The sequence below is a fragment of the Yersinia mollaretii ATCC 43969 genome, assembly GCF_013282725.1.
Taxonomy (GTDB): Bacteria; Pseudomonadota; Gammaproteobacteria; order Enterobacterales; family Enterobacteriaceae; genus Yersinia; species Yersinia mollaretii.
In genome coordinates, this window is record NZ_CP054043.1 from 2,187,151 (window position 1) to 2,209,719 (window position 22,569).

The window sequence follows — 22,569 nt, forward strand, 5'->3', positions numbered from 1 at the left end:
ACAATTAAGATAAACACTCTGAATTTTGATTGTTTGAATTAAATAACTATCTTGTAGGTATGTAAGTTTGTATTATCTGCGTCGAACAAAAAGGTCTTAAACGTTATTTAAAGGTTTTTTTAAATGTAGGCATTTTTCAATGTCTGCATGTTGAATCTATAGCTCTCGGTAGTCAGTGACTTATTTCCTCGTATTTAAATGAGAATAAGTCGCATGAGTTCTTATGTTTCAACTACTTCGATGCGGTATTTACCTTGAGTCTATTAAGGTAGGTGAACTTGCTAAACTTAAATGTGTGTATAAAGGAATTACGTAATGAAACTGAATAAAACGATCTTGGCAGCAGCTTTGGTATTGGGTTTTGCTTCTGTAGCTAACGCAGCAGATCAAGGTCAAGGTACTGTGACTTTCAATGGCTCTATCATTGACGCGCCATGCTCAATCGCATCAGGTTCTGATTCTCAGACTGTTGAAATGGGTCAGATCTCTAACGTTGCTCTGCAGAACGGTGGCAAATCATCTGCCCAAGATTTCGACATCAAACTGGAAAACTGCGATACCACTACTCTGAAAACAGTAACCACTACTTTTAGCGGTGCTGAATCTGCTGCAGTCCCTGGCCTGCTGGGTATCGTTGGTTTGGCTGAAGGCGCTGGTATCGCTATCGTTGATGGTTCTGGTTCTGTTGTAACTTTGGGCACCGCGACTGCTGAACAGACTCTGATCACTGGCAACAACACCCTGGCTTTCTCTGCTTACCTGCAGGGCAGCACTGCTTCTGACGCTATCAAACCAGGTAGCTTCTCAAGCGTAGCTAACTTCATGCTGGCTTACCAATAAGCACCCCTTTTTAAATTGGGCATGCGGATTTTTCCGCATGTCTTTTTATCTTGAGAAAGATACGTGTTGGATGAGCTAGGTGATTTATGTCCAGGTCATTTTTTCTGATAGTGCCTCCTTCCTTGCTAATGGCGTCATTGTTGAGTTTTTCGGCAATGGCTGATCCCATGAAGACAGATTTGGGCTACGTGAGTATGGAAGGAAGTATTACTGATACATCTTGCGCGATAGACCCCGGAAGTCTGGAGCAGACTATTGATATGGCGATTATGCCGATCGGTCAGTTGGTTGAGAACGGCGTGGGAAATGAGCATCCGTTCGCGATTCGCTTACTGGATTGCACGATAGTCCATGCCGACCCAGATAAGTCTAATCGGCAGCATTTTACAGTGTCATTTGATGGCGCAGCAGACGGCAATAATTTCGCGGTTTATGGCGAGGCTGAAGGCGTCGCAATGCAGATCATTGATGATAAAGGAAATGCTTCGACGCCAGGGGTGCCGTCACCGGAAATTAATATTATCCCTGCTGATGATATGAGACTCAATTATGCCCTGCGGTTAGTGGGCAATGGCAAGATGCTGCGTGCTGGAAACTACTATTCCAGTGTTCGTTTCAAATTGGATTATTACTGATTTCAATGAGTAAGGTGACATATTCCATGGTATCCGCTCGTTCCATCACCCAGGGTATTGCCCGTAGCGGTTTATTACGCATTTTGATTGCAGTTGCGTTAAGTGGCAATGCCTATGGCGTGTCAGCCAGTGATGATATTCAGTTCAATACCGACGTGTTGGATACCAAGGATCGCGCCAATATCGATCTGAGCCAATTCTCCCAACGTGGCTATATTATGCCGGGGAGTTATAACTTATTGGTTCACATGAATAAACAGGAACTCAACGAACAACCTGTGGTGTTCTACGCTTCCGAGAAAGACCCTAAAATTAGTGAAGCGTGCTTATCACCTAAGTTGGTTGAGTTGATGGCGTTGAAAGAAGATAGCCTCCATAAGCTCACTTGGTGGCGCAACGGGGAGTGTTTGGATATCAGCAGCTTGCCCGGTCTGACCGTGCAAGGCGATTTGGCGACCTCATCACTCCATTTGAGTGTGCCGCAAGCTTGGTTGGAATACAGCGAACCCGATTGGGATCCGCCTTCTCGCTGGGAAGAGGGGATTCCGGGGGTGCTGTTTGACTACAACCTGTTGGGGCAACTGAACCGACAGCAGACGAACAATACCAGCAACAACAGTTTGAGCGGTAACGGCACCACCGGGGCTAACTTAGGGGCTTGGCGTTTCCGTGCGGATTGGCAGACGCGTGTCGATCAATCTTCCGGCACACCAACGGAACGCCAGTGGGACTGGAGTCGTTATTACGCCTACCGCGCGATACCGAGTCTGGGTGCCAAGCTGACGTTGGGTGAGGATTTTCTGAAGTCGGCCATCTTTGACAACTTCCGTTTTAGCGGGGCCAGTTTAGTCACCGATGACAATATGTTACCGCCGAATTTACGCGGTTATGCACCTGAAATTATGGGTGTTGCACGGACCAATGCGCGGGTTATTGTGAGCCAGCAAGGGCGTGTATTAAGTGAAACACTGGTCGCTGCCGGTCCTTTCCGTATTCAGAACCTGAACAGTTTTGTCTCCGGGACTCTGGATGTCCGAGTGGAAGAGCTTGATGGCCAAGTTCAGCAATTTCAGGTGAATACCGCCAGTATTCCCTATCTGACTCGTCCCGGTATGGTGCGCTATCGAGTGGCCGCCGGTAAACCCTCAAGCATCGGGCATCGGGCTGAAGGACCAACATTTGGCACCGGGGAGTTCTCTTGGGGGGTCAATAGCGGTTGGTCACTGTTTGGTGGTGGGATCAGCGGCGAGAACGAATATCAAGCGGCATCCGTAGGGGTGGGGCGTGATTTGATGGAGTTTGGCGCGGTATCGGTTGATATGACGCAATCGTGGGCCAATTTACCGGACCAAGGCACCTTGAGTGGTGGCTCTTACCGAGTCAACTACTCGAAGAACTTCCAAGAAACAGGCAGTCAGGTGACGTTTGCGGGTTATCGCTTCTCAGAACGCAACTTTATGAGCATGACCGAGTATCTCGATGCGCGTTATCGCGGTGACAGAGTGGGTGGTAATAAAGAGATGTATACCATCAGCTTCAACCAGCAATTTAGCGATCTGGGGCTGAGTGCTTACTTAAACTATAGTCATCAAACCTATTGGGATCGCTCGGCTAATGACCGCTATAACCTGTCATTAGCGCGCTATTTTGATGTGGGCAAATTCAAAAACGTCAGTCTGTCACTGTCTGCTTTCCGCAACCGGTATAACGACAGCAATGATGACGGGATGTACTTGTCCTTATCCATGCCGTTCGGTAACAACGCCACGGTCAGTTATAGCGCATCAGTTAGTGGTGGTGAAAACACCCACCGAGTGGGCTATGCCAATCGTCCAGATGCCCACAATAACTACCAGATTACTACGGGTGTAGCACGTAGCGGCGCGTTGGTCAGTGGTAACTATAACCACATAGGCAGTAGCGCGGATATTAACGGTAACGCCAGTTATCAGGAAGGGCGGTACTCTTCTGTCGGTTTAGGGATTCAGGGTGGCGCGACTGTTACCGCTGAAGGTGCGGCACTGCATCGAGCAAATATTTTAGGTGGCACACGATTACTGCTCGATACTCAAGGTGTGGCAGGTGTTCCGGTTCAGGGCTACGGCTCCACCGTGCGCACTAACCGTTTTGGTAAAGCCGTGGTCAGTGATGTAAACAGCTACTACCGCAACCGAGCAAGTATTGATATCGACAATCTGGCAGACAATGTTGAAGCCAGAGGCACCGTAGCACAGGTCACATTGACTGAAGGGGCCATTGGTTATCGCCGCTTTAATGTGATTTCGGGTGAGAAAGCGATGGCCATGCTGCGTATGGCAGATGGTTCGGCACCGCCATTTGGGGCCACAGTATTAAATAAGAATCAGCAAGAAACCGGCATTGTGAATGACGATGGTTCTACTTATCTCAGTGGGATCAAAGCCGGTGAAACCATGTCAGTACACTGGAATGGGAAGGCGCAATGTAGCGTGACACTTCCGACGATGCTTTCTCCAGCAGTATTGACGAATCTACTGTTGCCTTGTCAGCCGATAACGGAAGGGGATAAACCCCCGGTATCACAGTAGAAAGGTTGAGCAATGGACCTGCGGATAACAGCTCGTTTAGCGAACAGAAAACGATCGGCGCCACTAGGTTCTGACATAATTAATTCGAAGGAAAAGGTCATGAAATTGAATAACAAACTGCGCATCACCACCCTTTTGGTGACGGCATTGATAGCTCATCAGGCGACTGCGGCGATTGCGCTGGACAGAACGCGGGTGGTGCTCAATGGCGGCGATAAGTCGATCAGCCTGAACATCAGCAACCAGAATAAGCAACTGCCTTATCTGGCGCAGGGATGGATCGAAGATGAGCAGGGGAACAAGATTAACTCCCCACTGACCGTGGTTCCGCCAGTTCAGCGCGTAGAGCCGGGCGCACTCAGCCAGTTAAAAATACAGACCTTGCCTGCGGTGAGCCAGTTGGCGCAAGACCGTGAGACGCTGTACTACTTTAACCTGCGTGAAATTCCACCACGCTCGGACAAAGCCAACACCTTGCAAATTGCACTGCAAACTCGCATCAAGCTGTTTTACCGTCCAGCCGGCATCGTGCCACAAAAGGCTGATATGGCGACACCTTGGCAAGAAAAAGTGCAGTTGACCCGTCAGGGCGATCGCTATCAGGTGAATAACCCGACGCCGTATTTCATCACGCTGGTGGATGCCAGTGAGAGTAAAAATGGCAAAACAGCCGCAGGCTTCAAACCGCTGATGATCGCGCCAAAATCTCAAGGCATGTTGGATGTCAGCGCGGGCGCACTGGGCAGCAAACCGGTACTGACTTACGTCAATGATTTCGGTGGCCGACCAAAAATGATCTTTGGCTGTACTGGCAGCACCTGCTCAGTGGTCGAAAGTATTAAATAACCACTGTATTTCGAAATAACAATGTATCTCGGTACGGTTTTAGCTGAGCACATGAGCCGACAGCGCGGATGTCAGACTGAACGATGAAAAAGGAATATGGGATGACTGTTGTTTTTAGTAGCTCAATTTGTCGCAACTCAGTTTGTCACAACACGGCTATCCGGCTGGCACCGATGGTTATGATGGCTTTCATCGGCGCGACGACATTATTCAGTAGCTCTGCATGGGCGCTGAATAAAGTGGCGACGGTCAATGTCACGGTCAATATTTTTGCTGCGCCACCTTGTGTGATTAACAGCAACAGCATGATTACCGTCGATTTTGGTGATGACCTGCTGACTTCGCGTATCGACGGCGTGAATTACATGAAGCCGGTGAACTATAGCTTGAACTGTACTGCGGCAGCATCCAATGCCATGAAAATGAGTATCAAGGGCGACGGTGCCACGCTTGATGCCAGCTACTTAAGAACCAGCAATACCGGTTTAGGGATCAAATTGATGAACAGTGGGCAGCCATTTGCCCTCAATACGGCACTCAACTTTACCTATCCGGCTGTCCCTGTGTTGCAGGCTGTACCGATAAAACAGACCAGTGCTGCGCTGGCGACCGGTCTTTTTACCGCAGCGGCCACCATGGTTGTGGAGTATCAATAATGAAAAATAGCGCATTGATATCGCACATTTCTGTTGCGGTGGTACTGGCACTGAGTAGCTCACTGGCCTATGCCGAGAATATGACTTTTTCGGGCACATTGATTAATCCTCCACCTTGTGTGATCAGCGGGGGGAGCACCATCGATGTGGCTTTCGGGGAGAATCTGGGGGTGAACAAGATTAATGGCATCAATTACACCCAGAATGTGCCTTACACCGTTATCTGTGATACGCCTGTGGGCGGTTCGGCATTGGGCCTGACGATCATTACCGGGTCAGTGACCACCTTTGATCCCGCAGCGGTCCAAACAGACACCCCGGATCTGGGTATTCGAATCCTGAAAAACGGCACCGCTTTTACCCTGAATACGCGTGTTGCCTATGACAATCATAACCCGCCAGTGCTTCAGGCGGTGCCGGTTCAAGCGCCGGGTGCGACATTAACTGAAGGTGCCTTTGAGGCCACCGCTACATTATTAGTGGATTATCAATAGGATCAAATGATGGCTAATTTAAATCTACTGATACGCCCTGACCGAATTATTTTTAGCATTTTGATGCTGACTATTTTTGGGGCTATGCCGACATGGGCCGTGGATAATATGCGCTTTCACGGCGCATTAGTTGCCGAGCCTTGCACAATACGCCCCGGCGACGAAGCAATTAGCTTGAACTTTGGTACGGTGGTCGATAAATACCTGTATTCGAATCAACGTACTTTAGGTAAGCAATTTCAAATTCATCTGGTTGATTGTGATATCAGCTTGGGTAATACCGCCAAAATCATGTTTACCGGTAATAACAACCTTAAATTACCGGGGTTATTAGCGGTCACTGATACCGAGATGGGTATCGGCATTGGTATCGAAACATTGGCGGGTAGAGCTTTACCACTTGACCAAGCCAGTGAAGATATTTCGCTTAATGCGGATAGCAATATTATTACGTTGAAAGCCTATGTTCAGGGTGAGCCAGAGGCGATTACTCAGCGCACAATTAAGCGCGGTGAGTTTAATGCTGTTGCCACCTTTAGCTTGCAATACTATTGAGCGGTGAATTACCCCGCCTGATTTATTTCAATACCAATGTGTTACTACGGAAACTTATTATCAACAGCACCAATGCTGATAGGACAATGGAACTTAAACAGATGGAACAGCCTAATATGCGATCCAATAATGGATATTTCTGGCTAATAGCTTGCGTGCTGTTCTTATTGCCGCTCTATAGTCAAGCCAGTGCCTGGGTTTCGACCCAAACGCGCGTGGGAAATCAATATCAAGGGACATTTTCTTGGCCGAGCGAGGAGATGCAGGGGGTACTTTGTACTGCTGCATCTTGCTCTGTAGCAATATGTCACTACTCGACAGCACCCAATGCCGAAATATGTGGTAACCCATCGAGTGCTTTGACGCGCGTTATTGTCCCTCAGGGGGCGACGGCGGAGATGATGAGAACCGCTTTTGTGGCTAAAAATGGAGTTTCAAAGGATTGGGCCACGGTGACACTTGATCCATTACGTGCTGTGGGTAGCTGTTTTGGCGTGATGTATTGGCAAGGGGCAAATGACGGGAATACCACTGGTAGGGTTATTCCTGGTTCCTACTGCGGCGCGGTTCCTCCTACACCAGAAACCTGTGAGATTACGGGTGATGTCAATATCAACTATGGCTCACTGAGTCAGCAAGCGGTTGATGGTGCTATAAAAAGTGAGCCACTGAACATTAATTGCACCCTCAGAACCTCAGTGATATTGACACTGGTGGGTGGTAAAAGTATCAACCTTGGACAAAATGGGAACCTGACGTCGACATTGAAAGTGGCTGGGCAAGACCTTGCCAGCACCAACGGTGTCACGGTAACTCCTAATGCGGGGAATAACGCCTTCCCGATTGAATCAACACTGCATTCGGTAGGATTACCTGACGCGGGAACATTTAGCGGCAGTGGAGTTGTGATTATGTCATACCTCTAAATAGAAAATAATATGCACTTTAATCTGAGTGCATGATTATTATGAAGATAAAATAGCGTTTTAAAAACGCTATTTTAATATTCATAAATAGAGATGTTTTACTGTTATTTAAATATAGCAGCGAACTCTCTCGGCATTTATTTATATATTATTTTAAAATAAATAAATGTTGTTTTTAGGTTGTAATTTGTTGCGTTAATATAGTATAAATCCACTGTGTTTTGGTGGTGGATTATTAAGGTTTAAATCTATAACTAAAAACGCATACTTCAATGGGCTATTAAATAATAGGCTGTAACTTTTTATTTTCTCTTTAAGGAATTTATCATGAAAAAAATGAATATGGCTGATGCCAATACAATCGTTGGCGGTACTGGTGTTACTTGTAAAGATACTTACGAGTGGTTGACTGGTAGCACCACTTTAACTTGTCAGGCAATCACTACTTGTACTGACAAACACGGTAAAGTGACTAGCCGTACTGTTGCACCTTCTAATGTTGCTAACTGCAAATAAGAAGTCAGTTTAAGTATCTGTTAACTTATCTTGATATTTAACGATACCTTGGCAAGCACAGGGTGAATAACTGTGCTTGCCTGCTTTAATTTGATTAATACGAAATTGATTTTAAGATTCAAGAATTTTCGCATTAACTGAATGTTAAACAATACGTTTTTAAGTGGGCATAAATGTGATTTAACATTTGTTTATGTCTTTACCTGAACCCTGAATGTGAATACACCTTTATGTCTATCAAAAACGAGATGTCGATAAAAAACAGTATATTTAGAAATAAGGGATTTTTTATCGGTTACACACTGTTGGTTATCCTTATTTCTTCACTGATAACAACAGCCTGTTTCCACTATTTCGTGCTTAATCAGGACACACAGGAAACGCTGTTTTCTGTCAGCGACGGTGAAATCGCCAACAGCCCGATCAAAGACGACAAAACAATTATTGAGATCTTCTCTTACGGTTGCCACTACTGCGCCATCAACGAAGAGAATGTCGCTCAGTTAGAAAAGCGCATGCCAGAGGGCAGCCGCTTTATCCGCCTGCATATTAGCAGTGATAGAACCAGCGGATTAGGGCGCTTCGCCCCGATGTTTGCCACATTATCGGTGATGGGCATTGAGTCGCAGCACCGCCAAAGTGCCTACAAAGCGGTACTCGAAGATAACGTCGATTTTAGTGATAACAGCCAACTTGAGAACTGGTTAAAAGCCAATGGCATTGATGTCGCCAAATATCAGCAAGCGAGCCAGTCAGCGGAAGCTAAAGCGCTGATCGCCTATATGACGGCCGTCACGGCGCACTACAAAATTGATGCCACCCCGACCTTTATTGTCGGCAAGAAATGGATCGCGTTACAGGATCGTGAATTCCCTGCGTTCTCCGATCACCTCTTATCACTCCTCGAACACGATAAGGCGCTGGAGAAATAATGAGACTGCTAGCCGTATGGAGTTATTTCGCCTGGAGAAATCAGCTGGATAAGCTGGCATTCAGCGGGCGAGCACTCATTCGCTGGCAGGCCCAACTGGCTATCTGGCTATTACGGTACGGTGATTATCGCTTCTTACTGATGCTCGGCGCTTTGCGCCGGGCTTTCGGTTTGGTGTCACGGCGGCAGAAGAATCTGGCGCGGGTGGCGGCAGCCAATAGCCAATGTTTGTTGGGGGGCAAAAACAGCCCGTCGGCACGGAGTTTTATCCGCACCGCACAACGGCGTCAGGTGCTGGAGTTGGCGGCAACTTATGGGCAGAGTCGGCGCGTTTTAGCACAGTTGGCCGCCTGTACTCAGCAGTTGGACAGTCATGTCAGCGCACTGCACGATGCCGGCTCGGCGGTTGTTTTAGCGCCACTGCACATGGTCTCTGATGTGCTGGCGGGCATGGTCGGTGCAGGGGCTTATCCGGGGCAGGCGACGGTGGTGGTTTCGGCCAGCGCCGAGGTGTATGAGGAGCAGGCGCGGCAAATGGGCGGAGTGAATATCTCTTACTGCTCCATTCATGCTGATAGCCGCGCGATTGCCGGTAACCTGATGGATGCCATTATGGAAGCGGCTGAGCATAAGCGAAATATCATTGTTTTTCCGGATATTACGCCTGATTACACCGTCAATAACCAGATGGCGGAAACGGCCAAAATGTCCTGCCAACTGTTTAACCGACCCGCCAATTTACACAGCGGCATTATTCGCATCGCCAGAGCACTGTCGGCGCAGGTGGTTTTTTATTACCTGTATTACGACAAAGGGATAAAAATTCATATTTACCCTGCACTTAGCGCGCGAGAAGTGAAAAAACAATTACCCGAATTGATTGAAACATCAATGACGCAGCATCCACAAGATTGGCTGTTATGGCACTCGCATTCGTTATTTTTTATTAATGAATAAAGTCACTCATCAAGAATAGTAGACAATGGAAAAGATAATCCCGACACAAGTTTTTCAAAGCGAAACCAATGAATGCGGCTTGGCCTGTATCTCGATGCTGGCCCAGACGCAAGGCATCAACGCGCCCTTGGAAAGCTTGCGGGAGCGCTATCCTGCCTCACAGCATGGCACCTCACTGGCCACGTTGTGCACTATTTTGTCTGAGCTGGCGATCCCGGCTTACCCGGTGGTATTTGAACATCAAGAGCTGTCGGCCATCCCGTTGCCGGCTATCTTGCATTACGGTGCTAACCACTATGTGCTGCTCGCTTACCGTAAAGGTAACTACGTCTGTGTGATGAATCCGGCGATCGGGCAGCAGTTGTTGCCGATGGATGCGCTAAAAGCCGAGATCAGCGGCTATGCGCTGGTGTTGGACCCTGAAACCCCCGCCGATCCTGATGCCGTGAAGAAGATGGAGCACAGCAAGCGGCTCAGCGCGCTCGACTGCATGAGCCTGAAAGAGACCGCGAGTGTGCGTGGCATCTACTGGCTGATGACCTTGGCGTTTTTGATCTCGCTGACGCTTTTTATCATGCCGACCATGGTCAGCAGCGCGATCAATGACGTCTTCTCCTCGGTGGGTGATAAAGATTTCCCCTATTTCTATTTTTTGCTGGCCTTTGTGGTCTCCACCTCACTCGCTTTTTGTGTGCGCTACATCACCGAGCGCTACATCAAGCAATTTGTGGTGCTCAATAGCGTCGCGGGTTTTGCCCGCTTGCTCAGCCATTCGCTTAACTTTTTTGATAAGCGCGCGCCCGGTGACATCTTTAGCCGCTTCTCGAACTGGCAAATGGCCGCCACCCAAAAAATTGAGCTGGATAACGGCCTGCGCACCGACTGGATTATTGGCGCGATTGCGCTGGCGGTGATGTGCTACATGAGTCCGCTACTGGCGATGGTCTCTGCGGTTGGCGTGATGCTGATGGGACTTATCAGTATTTGGGCCATCTACCGCGACCGCTATTACACCCAGCAGTTGCAGGTCAAAGGCGCTGAGCAGAGTGATTTCATTCTTGAGACCATTCAGGGCTTCTCGACCATCAAATCTGCTGGTTTAGCCAGCCAACGCCAAGGGGTGTTTGCCGGGCTGGCGCTGTCACTGTTCAGCGCATTACAGAAGAAAAAAATCTACGATCAGGTCAAAAACAGCCTTTATCAGCTGATCGGCAGCCTCGAAATGGTGTTCTTTATGCTGCTGGCGCTGCCGATGTTGAAGCAGGGAACACTCAGTCTGGGCGAGTTTTTTGCTTACAGCTTTGTACGCGAAATTTTCACCTCGTATATCACCAAGATTTTCTATGCGATCTTGCAGAAAAACCAACTGCATGTGATTGATATTCGTGCTCGCGATCTGTTCCCGGCCGGGCAGCCGACGCCGCCTGAAAACAGCTCGGTGATCCCTCCGGCGATCCCAGCGTTTACCCGCCAGTTGGAGTACCAGAATATCCGTTTTGCCTACGATGCCAGCCAGCCGGTCCTGCGCGATTTGTCGCTGTCACTGACCCGTGGGCAGAGTGTGGCGATCATCGGCGAGTCCGGTGCCGGGAAAAGTACCTTGCTGAAAGTGATGGCCGGTTTGATGCCGCCACAGCAAGGGCAGGTGTTGGTGGATGGCGAGCCGGTTGATTTTCAGCAGGCCCACGCGCTGTTCTTCCTGCAAAGTCAGGAGGACATCCTGTTCAACGCCTCGGTACTGCAAAATATCACCCTGTTTGATGGGCAGTTGGATGCCGAGAAGCGCCAGCGTATTGAGCGCTCCCTGCAAGGGTTGCAACTCACCTCGGTCATCGACAAATTACCGGGCGGCCTCAGTGCGCTGGTGCGTGAAAGTCATGCCGCGCTCTCTTTGGGACAGCGCCAACGGTTATTACTGGCCCGCGCGATGTACAGCGATTGCCCGGTTTTGGTGCTGGATGAACCCACGGCCAATCTGGATGAAGAGACTGCTCATCAGGTGATGCAGACCTTATTGGCCCATTGCCGTGAATACCAGAAAACGCTGATCACCGTGACCCACAGTGAGAGCGTGTTGCCGATGTTTGACCGGGTTTTCCGCTTGAACGACGGCCAACTGGTGCGTTTTTCTCAGTCGGTGACAGCCCATCACCTCACCCCTGCGGCGGTTAACTGATGCGTATCAACATGACGAGCAGGACTCGACGTTTATCACTTCTGCTGCTGATCACCCTACTGTTGGTGATTGGCGGTGGGGTGGCGCTGTGGTTATCGGATAGCCAGCAAGATGCGGCCCCCGTGACTGAAATCATTGGTCGCGGTGATATTGAAAATAATGTCATGGCAACCGGCAGCTTAAAACCCTCATTGCAGGTCAATGTCGGTGCGCAGGTCAACGGGCAGCTAACCAAGCTTTATGTGAAGCAGGGTGACCGCGTGACCCGAGGCCAATTGCTGGCAGAAATCGACCCCACGCTACAGCAGAACGAATTGCGTAAAACCGGGGCTGAATTAGAGAGTGCGCAGGCGCAGAAGCAGGCCGCGCAGGCACTGTTGCGCCAATACTCACTGGAACTTCGCCGCCAGCAGACTTTGATCAAAGAAGGCTCCGGTATGCAGAGCACACTGGAGAAAGCGCAGGCGCAATATGAGAGCCAAGTGGCGCAGGTACGTGTGAATGACGCCTTGATTGTGCAGAGCCAAACGGCGATGGAGACCGCCAAAGCTAATTTGGCCTTTACCCGCATCATGGCACCCATTGATGGTGAAGTGCTGGGCATCGTCACCAAAGAGGGGCAGACCATTGTCTCCTCACAAAGTGCACCGACGATTTTGGTCTTGGCGAATGTCGATACCATGACGGTACACACCCGTATTTCCGAAACTGATATTCTCAAAGTCAGTGTCGGGCAGCCGCTATGGTTCTATGTGGTGGCCAATCCTGAGCGCCGTTACGACAGCCAAATGGATGCCATTCAGGAAGCTTCGGCGGAGAGTTTACGTGAAGATAATGCCGGACAGCAGGCCAACCAGCAGCCCTCCGCCATCTATTACAACGGCATGTTTAACATCGCCAACCGCGAGCGGCTGTTGCGCACCTCAATGACGGCGCAAGTGTTTATTATCACCGCGCAGGCGAAGAATGTGCTGCGGGTACCTTTGTCCGCACTGGGTGAACAGCAGCCGGATCAGCGCTATCGAGTGCAGGTGATCAACGGCAAACAGACCGCGATCCGCTGGGTCTCCCTTGGCCTGCGTAATGGTCAATATGCCGAAGTGAAAGAGGGATTAGCGCAGGGCGATCAGGTGGTGCTAATGGCTGCGCCAGCAGGGGCGGCCAATGAGCCATAACACGACTCATGTTGGCATAGCTGATGTTGACACGGCTGATGCTGAGTCGCGTCCGCTGATCCAGCTTAAGGGCATTTATCGCCACTTTGCATCTGGCGCACAGTCTGTCGCGGTGCTGAAGAACATCTCACTGTCGATTCACAGCGGCGAAATGGTGGCGATCATCGGTGCATCGGGTTCGGGCAAATCGACACTGATGAACATAATCGGCTGTCTGGATAAGCCGACACAGGGCGAGATGTCGATTCATAACATCCCGACAGGTGAAGCCAGCAGTGAACAACTGGCGCAATTAAGAAGCCAGTACATCGGTTTTATTTTTCAGCGCTACCACCTGATGCCCTACTTAACCGCCAGCGAAAACGTGGTTATTCCGGCACTCTACACCGCGATGACCGCCGCCGAGCGCCAAGAACGTGCCGTTTACCTGTTGCGCCGTTTGGGGCTGGGCCAGCACCTGTTGCACAAACCGGCGCAGCTCTCCGGCGGACAACAGCAGCGGGTGAGTATTGCGCGCGCACTGATGAATGGCGCGGGCATTATTCTGGCGGATGAGCCGACGGGGGCGCTGGATCGCGCCAGCGGGCAGGAGTTGATGGGGATTTTGCATGGCCTGCATCAGTCCGGCCACACCATTATTATCGTGACCCACGATCGCAATGTTGCTAATCAGGCCCAGCGCATCATTGAGATCAGTGACGGCGAGATTATCGCCGATCGCCAAAACGATGTGGCCGAGAGTGCCGCCGTTCATGCGGCGTTACCCGCTACCGTGGCCACTGGCCGCCCCCACTGGTGGTTGAGTGTCAGAGAGGCGATCAAAATGGCGTGGCGCTCACTGCTTGGGCACCGCATCCGCGCCTTTTTATCGATGCTGGGCATTATTATCGGCATCTCCTCAGTGGTCTCCTCGATGGCCGTGGGAGAGGGGGCACGCCAAGAGATCCTCAGCGAAATCAGCCAGCTAGGAACGAGCACACTGGATATTCGCCCCGGATTGGGCTGGGACAAACCGCGCCCGGATCTGGAGCGCTCCCTCACGCAGGCGGATGTTGAGTTACTCAGTCAGCAGCCTTACGTCGATAGCTTGTCACCGGTGGTCAGCAAAATGGTGAGCGCAGTACGTGGCGAGAAAAAAGTGATGGTCAATCTGGCGGGCGTCGGCAGCGGCTTCTTTCAGGCGGAGGGGCTGAGTTTTATCAACGGCGCGGGGTTTAACCCCAACCATGTCAGCACCCGTGAGCCGGTGGTGATCCTGCAACCGGAACTCAGTGACACCCTATTTGCGGGCGGGCAGAACCCGATTGGCGAGATTGTGCAACTCGACGGTATTCCGTTACGGGTGGTCGGGGTGGCTAAGCGCGCAGGGATGCAATTCGGTGGATTACTCAGCGCGTGGATGCCCTACACCTCGCTGACGGAGCGCATCTCCGGCGATATTCCGCTGGAGTCAATCACCCTGCGGGTGCGCGACGGTTACGAGCTGAATGCGGCGCAACGTCAGGTCGAGGTGCTGCTGGATCAGGCCCATCGTCAGCGCGACTTTTTTATTCTGAGCAATGATGAGATGAGCAAAGCCATCCAGAAAACCTCTGATTCGATGACGCTACTGATCACTGCCATCGCCGCTATTTCGCTGCTGGTCGGCGGGGTGGGCGTGATGAATATCATGCTGGTGTCAGTGACCGAGCGCACCCACGAAATCGGCATTCGCCTATCAGTGGGCGCACGGCAGAGTGACATCATGCTCCAGTTCCTAATTGAAGCGGTAGTGATCTGCACCCTCGGCGGTTTGATTGGCATTGCTGGATCCGCACTGGCTGGGGTGGTTTTCTCGTGGGTGACACAGACCTTCACCATGATTTTTACTTGGCAGCCGTTGGCGCTGGCTTGCGGTTTCTCTGCACTTATCGGGCTGGGATTTGGTTTTTTCCCCGCTCGCAATGCCGCCCGTTTGCATCCGACCGAGGCGCTGGCTCGAGAATGAATAAATTAATTAATGCCGGGCTTATCACCCTGCTGCTCACCGGTTGTGGCTCGCTGCTGAAAAGTGATTATCAGCGGCCAATGTTGTCGGTGCCTGACGAATGGCGAGTGAAAGAGAGTGGCGGCGGCTACCTGAAGCACAGTGTGCACTGGTGGGAGAATTTCGATGATCCGCAACTCACTGACAACATCAACCGCATGTTGGTCAGCAATAACGATCTGGCGGCGGCTGGGCTGAAGTTACAGCAAGCGCGGCTTACCGCAGGGCTGACCAATACCAATATGACCCCGAATGTCACATTGACGGGCGGGGGCAGTAACACGCGTTCGCTGAATGAAAATACCGAACCGCGAGAGAATTACAGCACCTCGCTGGGCTTGAGCTACGAGCTGGATCTGTGGGGCAAACTGGCCCGCGCCCGTGAACAATCGGCGTGGCTAGTGAATGCCACTGAACAGGATCGCCAAGAGACTGCGCTCTCGATGATTGGCACCACGGCGGATCTCTATTGGCAGATTGCCAAATTCAATCAGCAGTTGAGCTATCAACAGGCGGCATTGGCTATCTCGCAAGACACTCTAAAGATGGTGCAATCACGTCAGGCGGCAGGGGATGCCAGTGAGATTGAGCTGTTGCAGGCGCAGCAGACATTATTGGATCGCCAAAACCAGCAGCAGAATCTCGAACAGCAGCGGGAAGCAGCACGTAATGCCATGGCACTGCTGTTTAACCGCGCGCCTGATTATCGTCAGGCAGAACGCAACTCATTGGATCTTCAGCAGCAAGTACCGATAGCTGAAAGCTTGCCGCTACAGGTGATTGCCCAACGGCCCGATGTGCAGGCCGCCGAGTGGCGCTTGCGTGCCGCTTTGGCCGGATCGGATGTGGCTAAACTGAATTTCTACCCAACACTTTCACTGGGTGCCACGCTGGATGCCGGAAGTGCGGTGTTCTCACAGTGGTTTAGCAACCCGAGCCGCACCTTAAGTGCCAGCGGCGCGTTGCCTTTCTTACAGTGGAATACCGTGCAGCTCACCATCGACCAGTCGAAGGTGGAGGTGCAACTGGCCGCCGTCGATTTTCGCCGCAAGGTTTACAGCGCGCTCAAAGATGTGGATGACGCCATGACCCAGCGGCTGAGTTACCAGAAACAGAAACAGAATCAGTGGCAGAACCTGCAACTCAGCCAACGTCGGTTGAGTCTGACTAACAGTCAATATCAGGCGGGTGCCATCTCATTTCAGACCTTGCTGGACGCGCAGGATGCCCTGCTCGCCAGTGAAACCAGTTTACTCGAACTTCAATATAACTACCTGAATGCCACCATGAAATTGTGGCTAGCCCTCGGCGGTGGCGTGGTGAACAGTGAAGTTGATAACAGTAAGGACAGTAAAGGAACTAAATCATGACGAAGACAGAAAAGCAGCGCCGGGTAGTGGTAACAGGTTACGGCAGCGTGACCCCGATGGGCATGACAGCCAAAGAGAGCTGGGCCGCCATTATGGATTACCAATTGGGTTACCGTTATTACGATAAGTCTGAGCAAGGCATTAAGTCGCGCTTTTTTGGCTTACTTGACGCTGAACCCAATCTGAAATCGGTCCCTGCGGCCATTCGCCGCCGCCTACCACGCTATGCCCGACTGGCACTGGCAGCAGCGCGAGAGGCCATGGGGATGGCGTTCGGCGAGCAATCGCCTGAAGCCTATTATGATTTGCTGGACTGCGGCACCATCATCGGCAGCGGCTGGGCCGGGCAAGATGAGACCCATGATAACTACGAAGGCTATCTGGAAACTGGGCTGGGCACCCCTTTCGGCTGCTTCCTGTCCATGCCGAATGCCGGTACCGCCGCCTGTAGCTTGTACTGGGGATTGCGCGGTTATCAGAACTCACCGATCGCCGCTTGCGCCACCGGAACGATTGCCATTGGTGATGCATTTGAAATTATTCGCAGTGGTCGTGCATCCATGATGCTGGCCGGGGCGGGTGAATCCCTGCGCAGTGATGCGGCGGTGTGGAATATCGACATTCTAGGCGCACTGGCGCGCGAGCAAGAGGATGTCACCAAAGCCAGCTGCCCATTCAGCTTGGACAGAAACGGTTTTGTGCTCTCTGAAGGCGCAGCCGTATTGTGCCTCGAAGAGCGCGAAGGGGCGATTGCCCGTGGCGCGACTATCCTCGGCGAGATCAAAGGCTACGGCAACTACTCCGATGCTTTCGACTTTACCGCACCAGCAGAAGATCGTGTGGCGCGCGTGAAAACCATCCGCCACGCCTTGCAGCAGGCGGGTTTGAGTGCCGAAGAGATTGATTACGTTAACCTGCACGGCACCTCGACTCAGCTTAACGATCTGAATGAAACTCAATCCATCAAGCAGGCATTTGGGGATGCAGCCTATACCACGCCACTCTCCAGTACCAAATCCTACTCCGGCCATTTGATTGCGGCGGCGGGCAGCTTTGAGTCGATTATCTGCCTGCAAGCTCTTGAGCATCAGATCATGCCGGCGACCTGCAATCTGAAAAACGCGGATCCGCAGTGCGATCTGGATTACATCAGCGAAGGGCATCGGCCAAAAGCCTTGCGCAATACACTCAACCTCAGCTTCGGCTTTGGCGGGGCGAATGCGGCACTGGTTATCGGGCTGGATTGAGCATGATCTTTAACTACACGCTCAGCGATGCTGAGCGCTGGGCTAAATTCTCCGGCGATGACAACCCGATCCATTTTGATCTGCAACATGCGCAGCGTCTGGGTCAGCAGCAACTGACGGTCCACGGTATGCGCGCCATGCTGGATATCAAATATCAGCTCAGTGCGGCGCTATTGCCGGTGATGCCGAAGGCGGATTTTCTGCGCTTTAATGCCCGCTTACGCCAACCGGTGCTCTGTCACACGGCCTATCAGCTGCAACTCAGTGAGGCGGTGGGGCAGGTCAGCGGCAGTCTGTTGGATATTGGCACTGGCGAAAGCTGCTTTAACAGCAAATTACGCAGCGGGCCGACGCTGGCAATGGTGGAGAGTGATCACTGGCATTCGCTATCGGCGGAAAATGTCCATCAGCTCAGCCAGCAATTCCCCGGTAATGCATCAGAACCCGCTGAGTGCTGGGGATTTTTCGACGCGCTGCTGTTTAAGTTGTTAGTGGCCGCCCCTGAAACCTTGGCAAGCGCTAAACAGGTGTTGCCGGGGATTGAGGCTGACACCTTGATTGATGTTTTCAAACATGTGCCGGTTATCCAGACGCACCATGACGTGCATTTCAGTGCGGATTTACTGCGCACCAACCCGCATTTATTTGTCCGTAGCGCGCTGCAATATGCCATTGAACCGACGTTAATCATCGGCAATGCCGAAGATGGCTGGGTATTGCGCACTGCGATTCAGGCCCGGTCAGATGCCGGACCTCTGATCACCACCGCCGTAACATTAAAAACGTGGCCAGTGGCCGCGAACTAATTAAAGGATAAGACCATGGAAAAGTATCAACACGTTTATGACACCGTTTGCGAAATGCTGTGTGACGCCAAAGATCTGGAAATGTCGGATCTGTCGCCAGAAATGTCGCTGCATCAACTGAAACTCGACAGTCTGGATTACGTCGAACTGATGGTGCTGGCAAAGCGCGAATTCGGTGCCACGCTGAGTGCCGAGATGTTTATGGAAAACCCAGATATGACATTAGGAGAGCTTTGCCAGAAGTTGGCCGAGCAGAAGAAATAATATTATGAGCAGGAAATGGGTATTCATAACGGGCGGTAGTCGCGGCATTGGCCGCGCCTTGGTCGAAGAGCTGGCTAAAGAGTGGGATGTGGTTTTTACCTGGCGTAGCGGTGAGCAACAGAGCAGCGAAGTGATAAAAAGCTGCGAAGGACTACCCGGCTCAGTGACCAGTTACCGCTGTGATGGCAGCAACGAAGCGGATGTTGACCAATTGGCCCCGCTGCTGCTGGAGAAATATGGCCCGCCGGGAGCGGTAATTCATAATGCGGGCATTACCGGTGACAGTTTGCACATTCAGCAAAATGGCGATAACTGGCGCAGTGTGCTGGACACCAATCTGAACGCGGTCTTCTACTGGAATAAACATCTATTGCCGCAGATGATGATGCAGGGCGAAGGCGCAGTACTGCTGATGTCCTCGGTCACTGCCATCAAAGGCAATATCGGGCAGAGCGCCTACGGGGCCAGTAAGGCGGCGATGATTGGCCTTGGCCGCTCACTGGCGCTGGAGATGGGGCGCTTTAATATTCGCGTTAACTGCCTGCTGCCGGGGATCATCGACAGCGACATGACGCGCGCCATGCCTGCCGATGCCTTAAAAGGGCTGCGTAAACAGATCCCGCTTCGGCGTTTAGGTGACGTGCAAGAGGTCGCCCGCGTCAGCGCCTTTATGATTGGCGATGATAGCCGCTACATGACCGGCCAGACACTGGTGCTTGATGGTGGGTTAACGGCGTAAGTCTGGCACTGATAGATCTTGGCTTTCCATTCAGTGGAAATGGTCAGCCATGAGGGGCGGTGGGTCACCGAGGGAACTTTGGGAGGGCGATCTGAAATCTCCTTTTTTTGCTTGGTCTGGGTTAGATAAAAAAGGCAGTATGTATTATACGTAAAAACGTATAATATGGACAGGGAATGACCAAACCGATCAGCTTTGTGGAGAGTAGTTTGGATGACTTACGCCAATTTCCTGACGACGCTAGAAAGGATGCTGGCTATCAGCTCGACAAAGTGCAGCATGAGTTAGAGCCTGATGATTGGAAACCTTTTACAGCGGTAGGTTTCGGTGTGAAAGAGATTCGTATCAGGGATAAAAACGGTACTTACCGTGTGATGTATGTGGCTAAATTTGAAGAAGCAGTTTATGTACTCCATTGCTTTCAGAAGAAAACGCAAACTACCAGTAAAAAAGACGTGGCTTTGGCAAAGGTGCGGTTTAGAACACTCATTCAGGAGAGGAATAAATGAATATTCAGACTTTTGACAGTGTATGGGATGCCATCAGCGAAACACCTGAGCAAGCTGAGAACATGAAAGTGCGCTCAATGTTGATTCAAGCTTTGAATGCTTGGATCGCACGGAAAGGGCTTACCCCAGCAGAAGCAGCCAATGCACTCGGAATCACTCAGCCTCGAGTTTCTGAACTGATGCACGGTAAAATCCAGCTTTTCAGTATTGATAAGCTGGTTTCTATTATGGCAACGGCCGGTCTGCATATCGGCAGTATCGAAATTAACGAGTCTGCTGCTGCATAATAAGCTTAGATGCCGCATCGTCGTTATTTCCAATATGCGGCTCTCCGGAACATTTTGAGCTAAAGACCAAAATACTCAATTTCACCCTACTCAGAGATATTCCACTTATGCGCCAGAGTGGATTTTGTCTCGCCAGTCAGCCATTGGTTGACCTCATCGAGCAGCGGTTGGTTATCTTTTGCCATCATATAGACTTTGTAGCTGCCGGTGCCGGGTAATATTTCCGGTGTGGCGACACAAAATATGCCCGGCTCTTTACTTTGGTAGTAATCCCCCTCGATCAAGTCGGTAAACATAATATCTGCGCTTTGATCTCGGACACCCTGCAAATTGGCGACATTATCTTTGGTGCGGATAATCTGTGCTTTCTTGATATTGGCATCGACAAAGGATTGGTTGGTGCCGCCGGGATTCACAATGACTTTTACCGCTTCGCGATCAATAGCCGCCAGCGTTGGGAATTTTTTGGCTTGCTGGCAGTTGGCGAGGGCAATTTTACCGTTCTTGACCACGGCGCTGGATAGGGCAAATTGTGCTGCGCGGCCCGGAGTCTCTGTCACGCCGCCCATGGCAATATCAAATTTATCGGCCACCAGATCGTCCGACAGTGTTGGCCAGCTTGTGGCTACAAATGTGACATTAAGCTTCAGGCTATCAGCCAGAGACTTTGCCATATCAACATCATAACCCACTAATTGGCCCTGCTTATCGTGGAAGGCCAAAGGGGCATAATCGCCGGGCACACCAATGCGTAACTCCCCACTCTGCTTAATTTCCTGCCAGCTTTTAGCCAATACAGGCTGGCTACCGATTAACACCACGATCATGATTCCCAGAGATAACTTCTTCATTTTCATTCCTGTTCTTTTTATAAAAGCGTTTGTAGGATAATTAGGGGGGAAATAGTACCCCCCTTTATCAGCAGATGTCATTGAATAACGACTCTCTTGTCGCTTAACTGTTTACATCGAGGATTTACAATTGCTGGCGACTTAGCTCTTTGCTGGTAAACCCAACATACAGGGAAAGAGCAGGGCGGGGCATTAGAATAAATATAAATTAGACGTCACTCCCCTATAAAGATAGAATATCAGCGCGCAAAAAATAGGGAGATAATGCGGTGACAGAATTAGAAATGGAAAAAAAACTGTTAGAAAACGGCTTTACCGCCAAGAATATTGAGCACATGCGGAAAATTATTTCGCGTGATGAGGAGCCAAAAGAGACTTATTTGAGTTTACTCAAAGATTTAAAGAAACGTTTTTGGGCTGGATGTTTGATTTGTGCGATTTTTCTTATTGTTTTGATTGTTTTCATCCTCAAATATTCAGTCAGTGAAACATCAAGTTACCTTATTGTCATGATTTTTAGCTTGTATGCTACTTATTATATAATACCAATGAATTTGGCATGGAAATCATACCGGTATCTAAACAAGGAGGAGTGACCCTCCTTAGTTGACTATTTTTTTCGTATTCTGAATTATCATCTAAATATGTGCTACCGATAACCCTTAATTTATTTGTAGCCTTAATCCCTTGTATCGCAAGGGCAGGTCTTCCCATGCTATTTATTTTTCTGTAATAATCAGCAGGTAAGTATCTATACAGTCTCCATACGTCAGCTTTTAACGATAATTTAATGACGCCATAGAAAGAGGTGCTCAAATCCGCCGCATAGTAGGCCAGCATTCCTGTTTTTCGTTCAAACCCCAAGAATTCAGCTGTCCCCATATAAGCATCCTGCATAAAGTCTATGGCATTCTCATTGCCTTTCAGTCTTTCTACACCTGCAATTGAGCTACTGGCACCATTTAATATTAAATGAACACCGATAATAGTCCCAACAACATTCCCTGTTGCTATTGAGCCAGCAATGATACCCAAACCGGCCACTACCTGCATACCACCTAAAACCACTGCTATTCCGTCAATAACATAGCCAATAACTTTGTCATGCTCTTCAATTTTGGCGGATATATACACTTTTGCTTGCTTTAATGACAGCATACTGTCTTGACTTGAAAGGTGATAGCACTCCATTTTCA

The 22,569-nt window shown here is 50.4% G+C and carries 23 protein-coding genes and 1 pseudogene; 22 read left to right on the forward strand and 2 right to left on the reverse strand.

What is annotated here, in order from left to right; translation table 11 throughout:
• Positions 1-315: 315 nt before the first annotated feature.
• The 21 genes from HRD69_RS09670 to HRD69_RS09770 all read left to right on the forward strand — a co-directional run bounded on the left by HRD69_RS09670 (position 316) and on the right by HRD69_RS09770 (position 20,522).
• Entirely contained in the window at positions 316-840 is a 525-nt protein-coding gene (locus tag HRD69_RS09670) for a fimbrial protein (RefSeq protein ID WP_004875005.1), read from the forward strand.
• A gap of 128 nt (positions 841-968) precedes the next feature.
• On the forward strand, positions 969-1,475 hold the full coding sequence (locus HRD69_RS09675) for a fimbrial protein (RefSeq protein ID WP_004875004.1): 507 nt from the start codon (positions 969-971) through the stop codon (positions 1,473-1,475).
• Between the two features lie 26 nt (positions 1,476-1,501).
• The gene (locus HRD69_RS09680) at positions 1,502-4,042 is read left to right on the forward strand and encodes an outer membrane usher protein (RefSeq protein WP_004875003.1); all 2,541 of its coding nucleotides are present in this window, start codon (positions 1,502-1,504) and stop codon (positions 4,040-4,042) included.
• A 99-nt stretch (positions 4,043-4,141) separates the two neighbouring features.
• Complete coding sequence (locus tag HRD69_RS09685; protein ID WP_004875002.1) at positions 4,142-4,888, forward strand: fimbria/pilus periplasmic chaperone; 747 nt, start codon at positions 4,142-4,144, stop codon at positions 4,886-4,888.
• 101 nt (positions 4,889-4,989) lie between these two features.
• Positions 4,990-5,544 (forward strand): fimbrial protein, encoded by a 555-nt coding sequence (locus HRD69_RS09690; RefSeq protein WP_425273791.1) that lies wholly within the window; start codon positions 4,990-4,992, stop codon positions 5,542-5,544.
• A complete protein-coding gene (locus tag HRD69_RS09695; RefSeq protein WP_004875000.1) occupies positions 5,544-6,038 on the forward strand; it encodes a fimbrial protein in 495 nt (164 codons plus the stop codon). The genes HRD69_RS09690 and HRD69_RS09695 overlap by 1 nt, the downstream gene beginning before the upstream one ends.
• Positions 6,039-6,047: 9 nt before the next feature.
• Complete coding sequence (locus HRD69_RS09700) at positions 6,048-6,593, forward strand: fimbrial protein (RefSeq protein WP_032814223.1); 546 nt, start codon at positions 6,048-6,050, stop codon at positions 6,591-6,593.
• A gap of 101 nt (positions 6,594-6,694) precedes the next feature.
• Positions 6,695-7,519, forward strand: coding sequence for an MrpH family fimbial adhesin (locus HRD69_RS09705; protein ID WP_032814285.1), 825 nt, complete (start codon positions 6,695-6,697; stop codon positions 7,517-7,519).
• Between the two features lie 327 nt (positions 7,520-7,846).
• The gene (locus HRD69_RS09710) at positions 7,847-8,035 is read left to right on the forward strand and encodes a DUF4762 family protein (protein ID WP_004874997.1); all 189 of its coding nucleotides are present in this window, start codon (positions 7,847-7,849) and stop codon (positions 8,033-8,035) included.
• A 305-nt stretch (positions 8,036-8,340) separates the two neighbouring features.
• Positions 8,341-8,967, forward strand: coding sequence for a DsbA family protein (locus HRD69_RS09715; RefSeq protein ID WP_032814282.1), 627 nt, complete (start codon positions 8,341-8,343; stop codon positions 8,965-8,967).
• Positions 8,967-9,923, forward strand: a complete 957-nt coding sequence (locus HRD69_RS09720; RefSeq protein ID WP_004874996.1) for a lysophospholipid acyltransferase family protein — start codon at positions 8,967-8,969, stop codon at positions 9,921-9,923. The genes HRD69_RS09715 and HRD69_RS09720 overlap by 1 nt, the downstream gene beginning before the upstream one ends.
• A 25-nt stretch (positions 9,924-9,948) precedes the next feature.
• Entirely contained in the window at positions 9,949-12,099 is a 2,151-nt protein-coding gene (locus HRD69_RS09725; protein WP_004874995.1) for a peptidase domain-containing ABC transporter, read from the forward strand.
• Positions 12,099-13,274 (forward strand): efflux RND transporter periplasmic adaptor subunit, encoded by a 1,176-nt coding sequence (locus tag HRD69_RS09730; RefSeq protein ID WP_032814221.1) that lies wholly within the window; start codon positions 12,099-12,101, stop codon positions 13,272-13,274. The genes HRD69_RS09725 and HRD69_RS09730 overlap by 1 nt, the downstream gene beginning before the upstream one ends.
• Positions 13,264-15,261, forward strand: a complete 1,998-nt coding sequence (locus HRD69_RS09735; RefSeq protein WP_050413196.1) for an ABC transporter permease — start codon at positions 13,264-13,266, stop codon at positions 15,259-15,261. The genes HRD69_RS09730 and HRD69_RS09735 overlap by 11 nt, the downstream gene beginning before the upstream one ends.
• On the forward strand, positions 15,258-16,670 hold the full coding sequence (locus HRD69_RS09740) for an efflux transporter outer membrane subunit (RefSeq protein ID WP_032814219.1): 1,413 nt from the start codon (positions 15,258-15,260) through the stop codon (positions 16,668-16,670). Before HRD69_RS09735 ends, HRD69_RS09740 begins: the two co-directional genes overlap by 4 nt.
• Positions 16,667-17,917: a beta-ketoacyl-[acyl-carrier-protein] synthase family protein gene (locus HRD69_RS09745; protein ID WP_032814217.1), complete on the forward strand. Its 1,251-nt coding sequence runs from the start codon at positions 16,667-16,669 to the stop codon at positions 17,915-17,917. Before HRD69_RS09740 ends, HRD69_RS09745 begins: the two co-directional genes overlap by 4 nt.
• Before the next feature lie 2 nt (positions 17,918-17,919).
• Complete coding sequence (locus HRD69_RS09750; RefSeq protein WP_004874991.1) at positions 17,920-18,723, forward strand: hotdog family protein; 804 nt, start codon at positions 17,920-17,922, stop codon at positions 18,721-18,723.
• 15 nt (positions 18,724-18,738) lie between these two features.
• Positions 18,739-18,987: an acyl carrier protein gene (locus tag HRD69_RS09755; RefSeq protein WP_004874990.1), complete on the forward strand. Its 249-nt coding sequence runs from the start codon at positions 18,739-18,741 to the stop codon at positions 18,985-18,987.
• A 4-nt stretch (positions 18,988-18,991) separates the two neighbouring features.
• Positions 18,992-19,726, forward strand: coding sequence for an SDR family NAD(P)-dependent oxidoreductase (locus HRD69_RS09760; protein WP_004874989.1), 735 nt, complete (start codon positions 18,992-18,994; stop codon positions 19,724-19,726).
• Between the two features lie 176 nt (positions 19,727-19,902).
• Complete coding sequence (locus HRD69_RS09765) at positions 19,903-20,235, forward strand: type II toxin-antitoxin system RelE/ParE family toxin (protein WP_004874988.1); 333 nt, start codon at positions 19,903-19,905, stop codon at positions 20,233-20,235.
• Positions 20,232-20,522, forward strand: a complete 291-nt coding sequence (locus HRD69_RS09770; protein WP_032814214.1) for a helix-turn-helix domain-containing protein — start codon at positions 20,232-20,234, stop codon at positions 20,520-20,522. The genes HRD69_RS09765 and HRD69_RS09770 overlap by 4 nt, the downstream gene beginning before the upstream one ends.
• Before the next feature lie 86 nt (positions 20,523-20,608).
• On the opposite strand, the gene HRD69_RS09775 is transcribed toward HRD69_RS09770, so the two are convergent.
• Positions 20,609-21,373 carry a transporter substrate-binding domain-containing protein gene (locus HRD69_RS09775; RefSeq protein WP_032814277.1) on the reverse strand — a complete coding sequence of 255 codons (765 nt, stop codon included), beginning with the start codon at positions 21,371-21,373 and terminating at the stop codon, positions 20,609-20,611.
• A 269-nt stretch (positions 21,374-21,642) separates the two neighbouring features.
• Between HRD69_RS09775 and HRD69_RS20610 the strand changes: the two genes are divergently transcribed.
• Complete coding sequence (locus HRD69_RS20610; RefSeq protein ID WP_071984839.1) at positions 21,643-21,969, forward strand: hypothetical protein; 327 nt, start codon at positions 21,643-21,645, stop codon at positions 21,967-21,969.
• 19 nt (positions 21,970-21,988) lie between these two features.
• Here the strand turns inward: HRD69_RS20610 and HRD69_RS09780 are convergent.
• Positions 21,989-22,564, reverse strand: a pseudogene (locus HRD69_RS09780) (DUF4225 domain-containing protein); the annotation flags it as partial.
• Positions 22,565-22,569 lie beyond the last annotated feature (5 nt).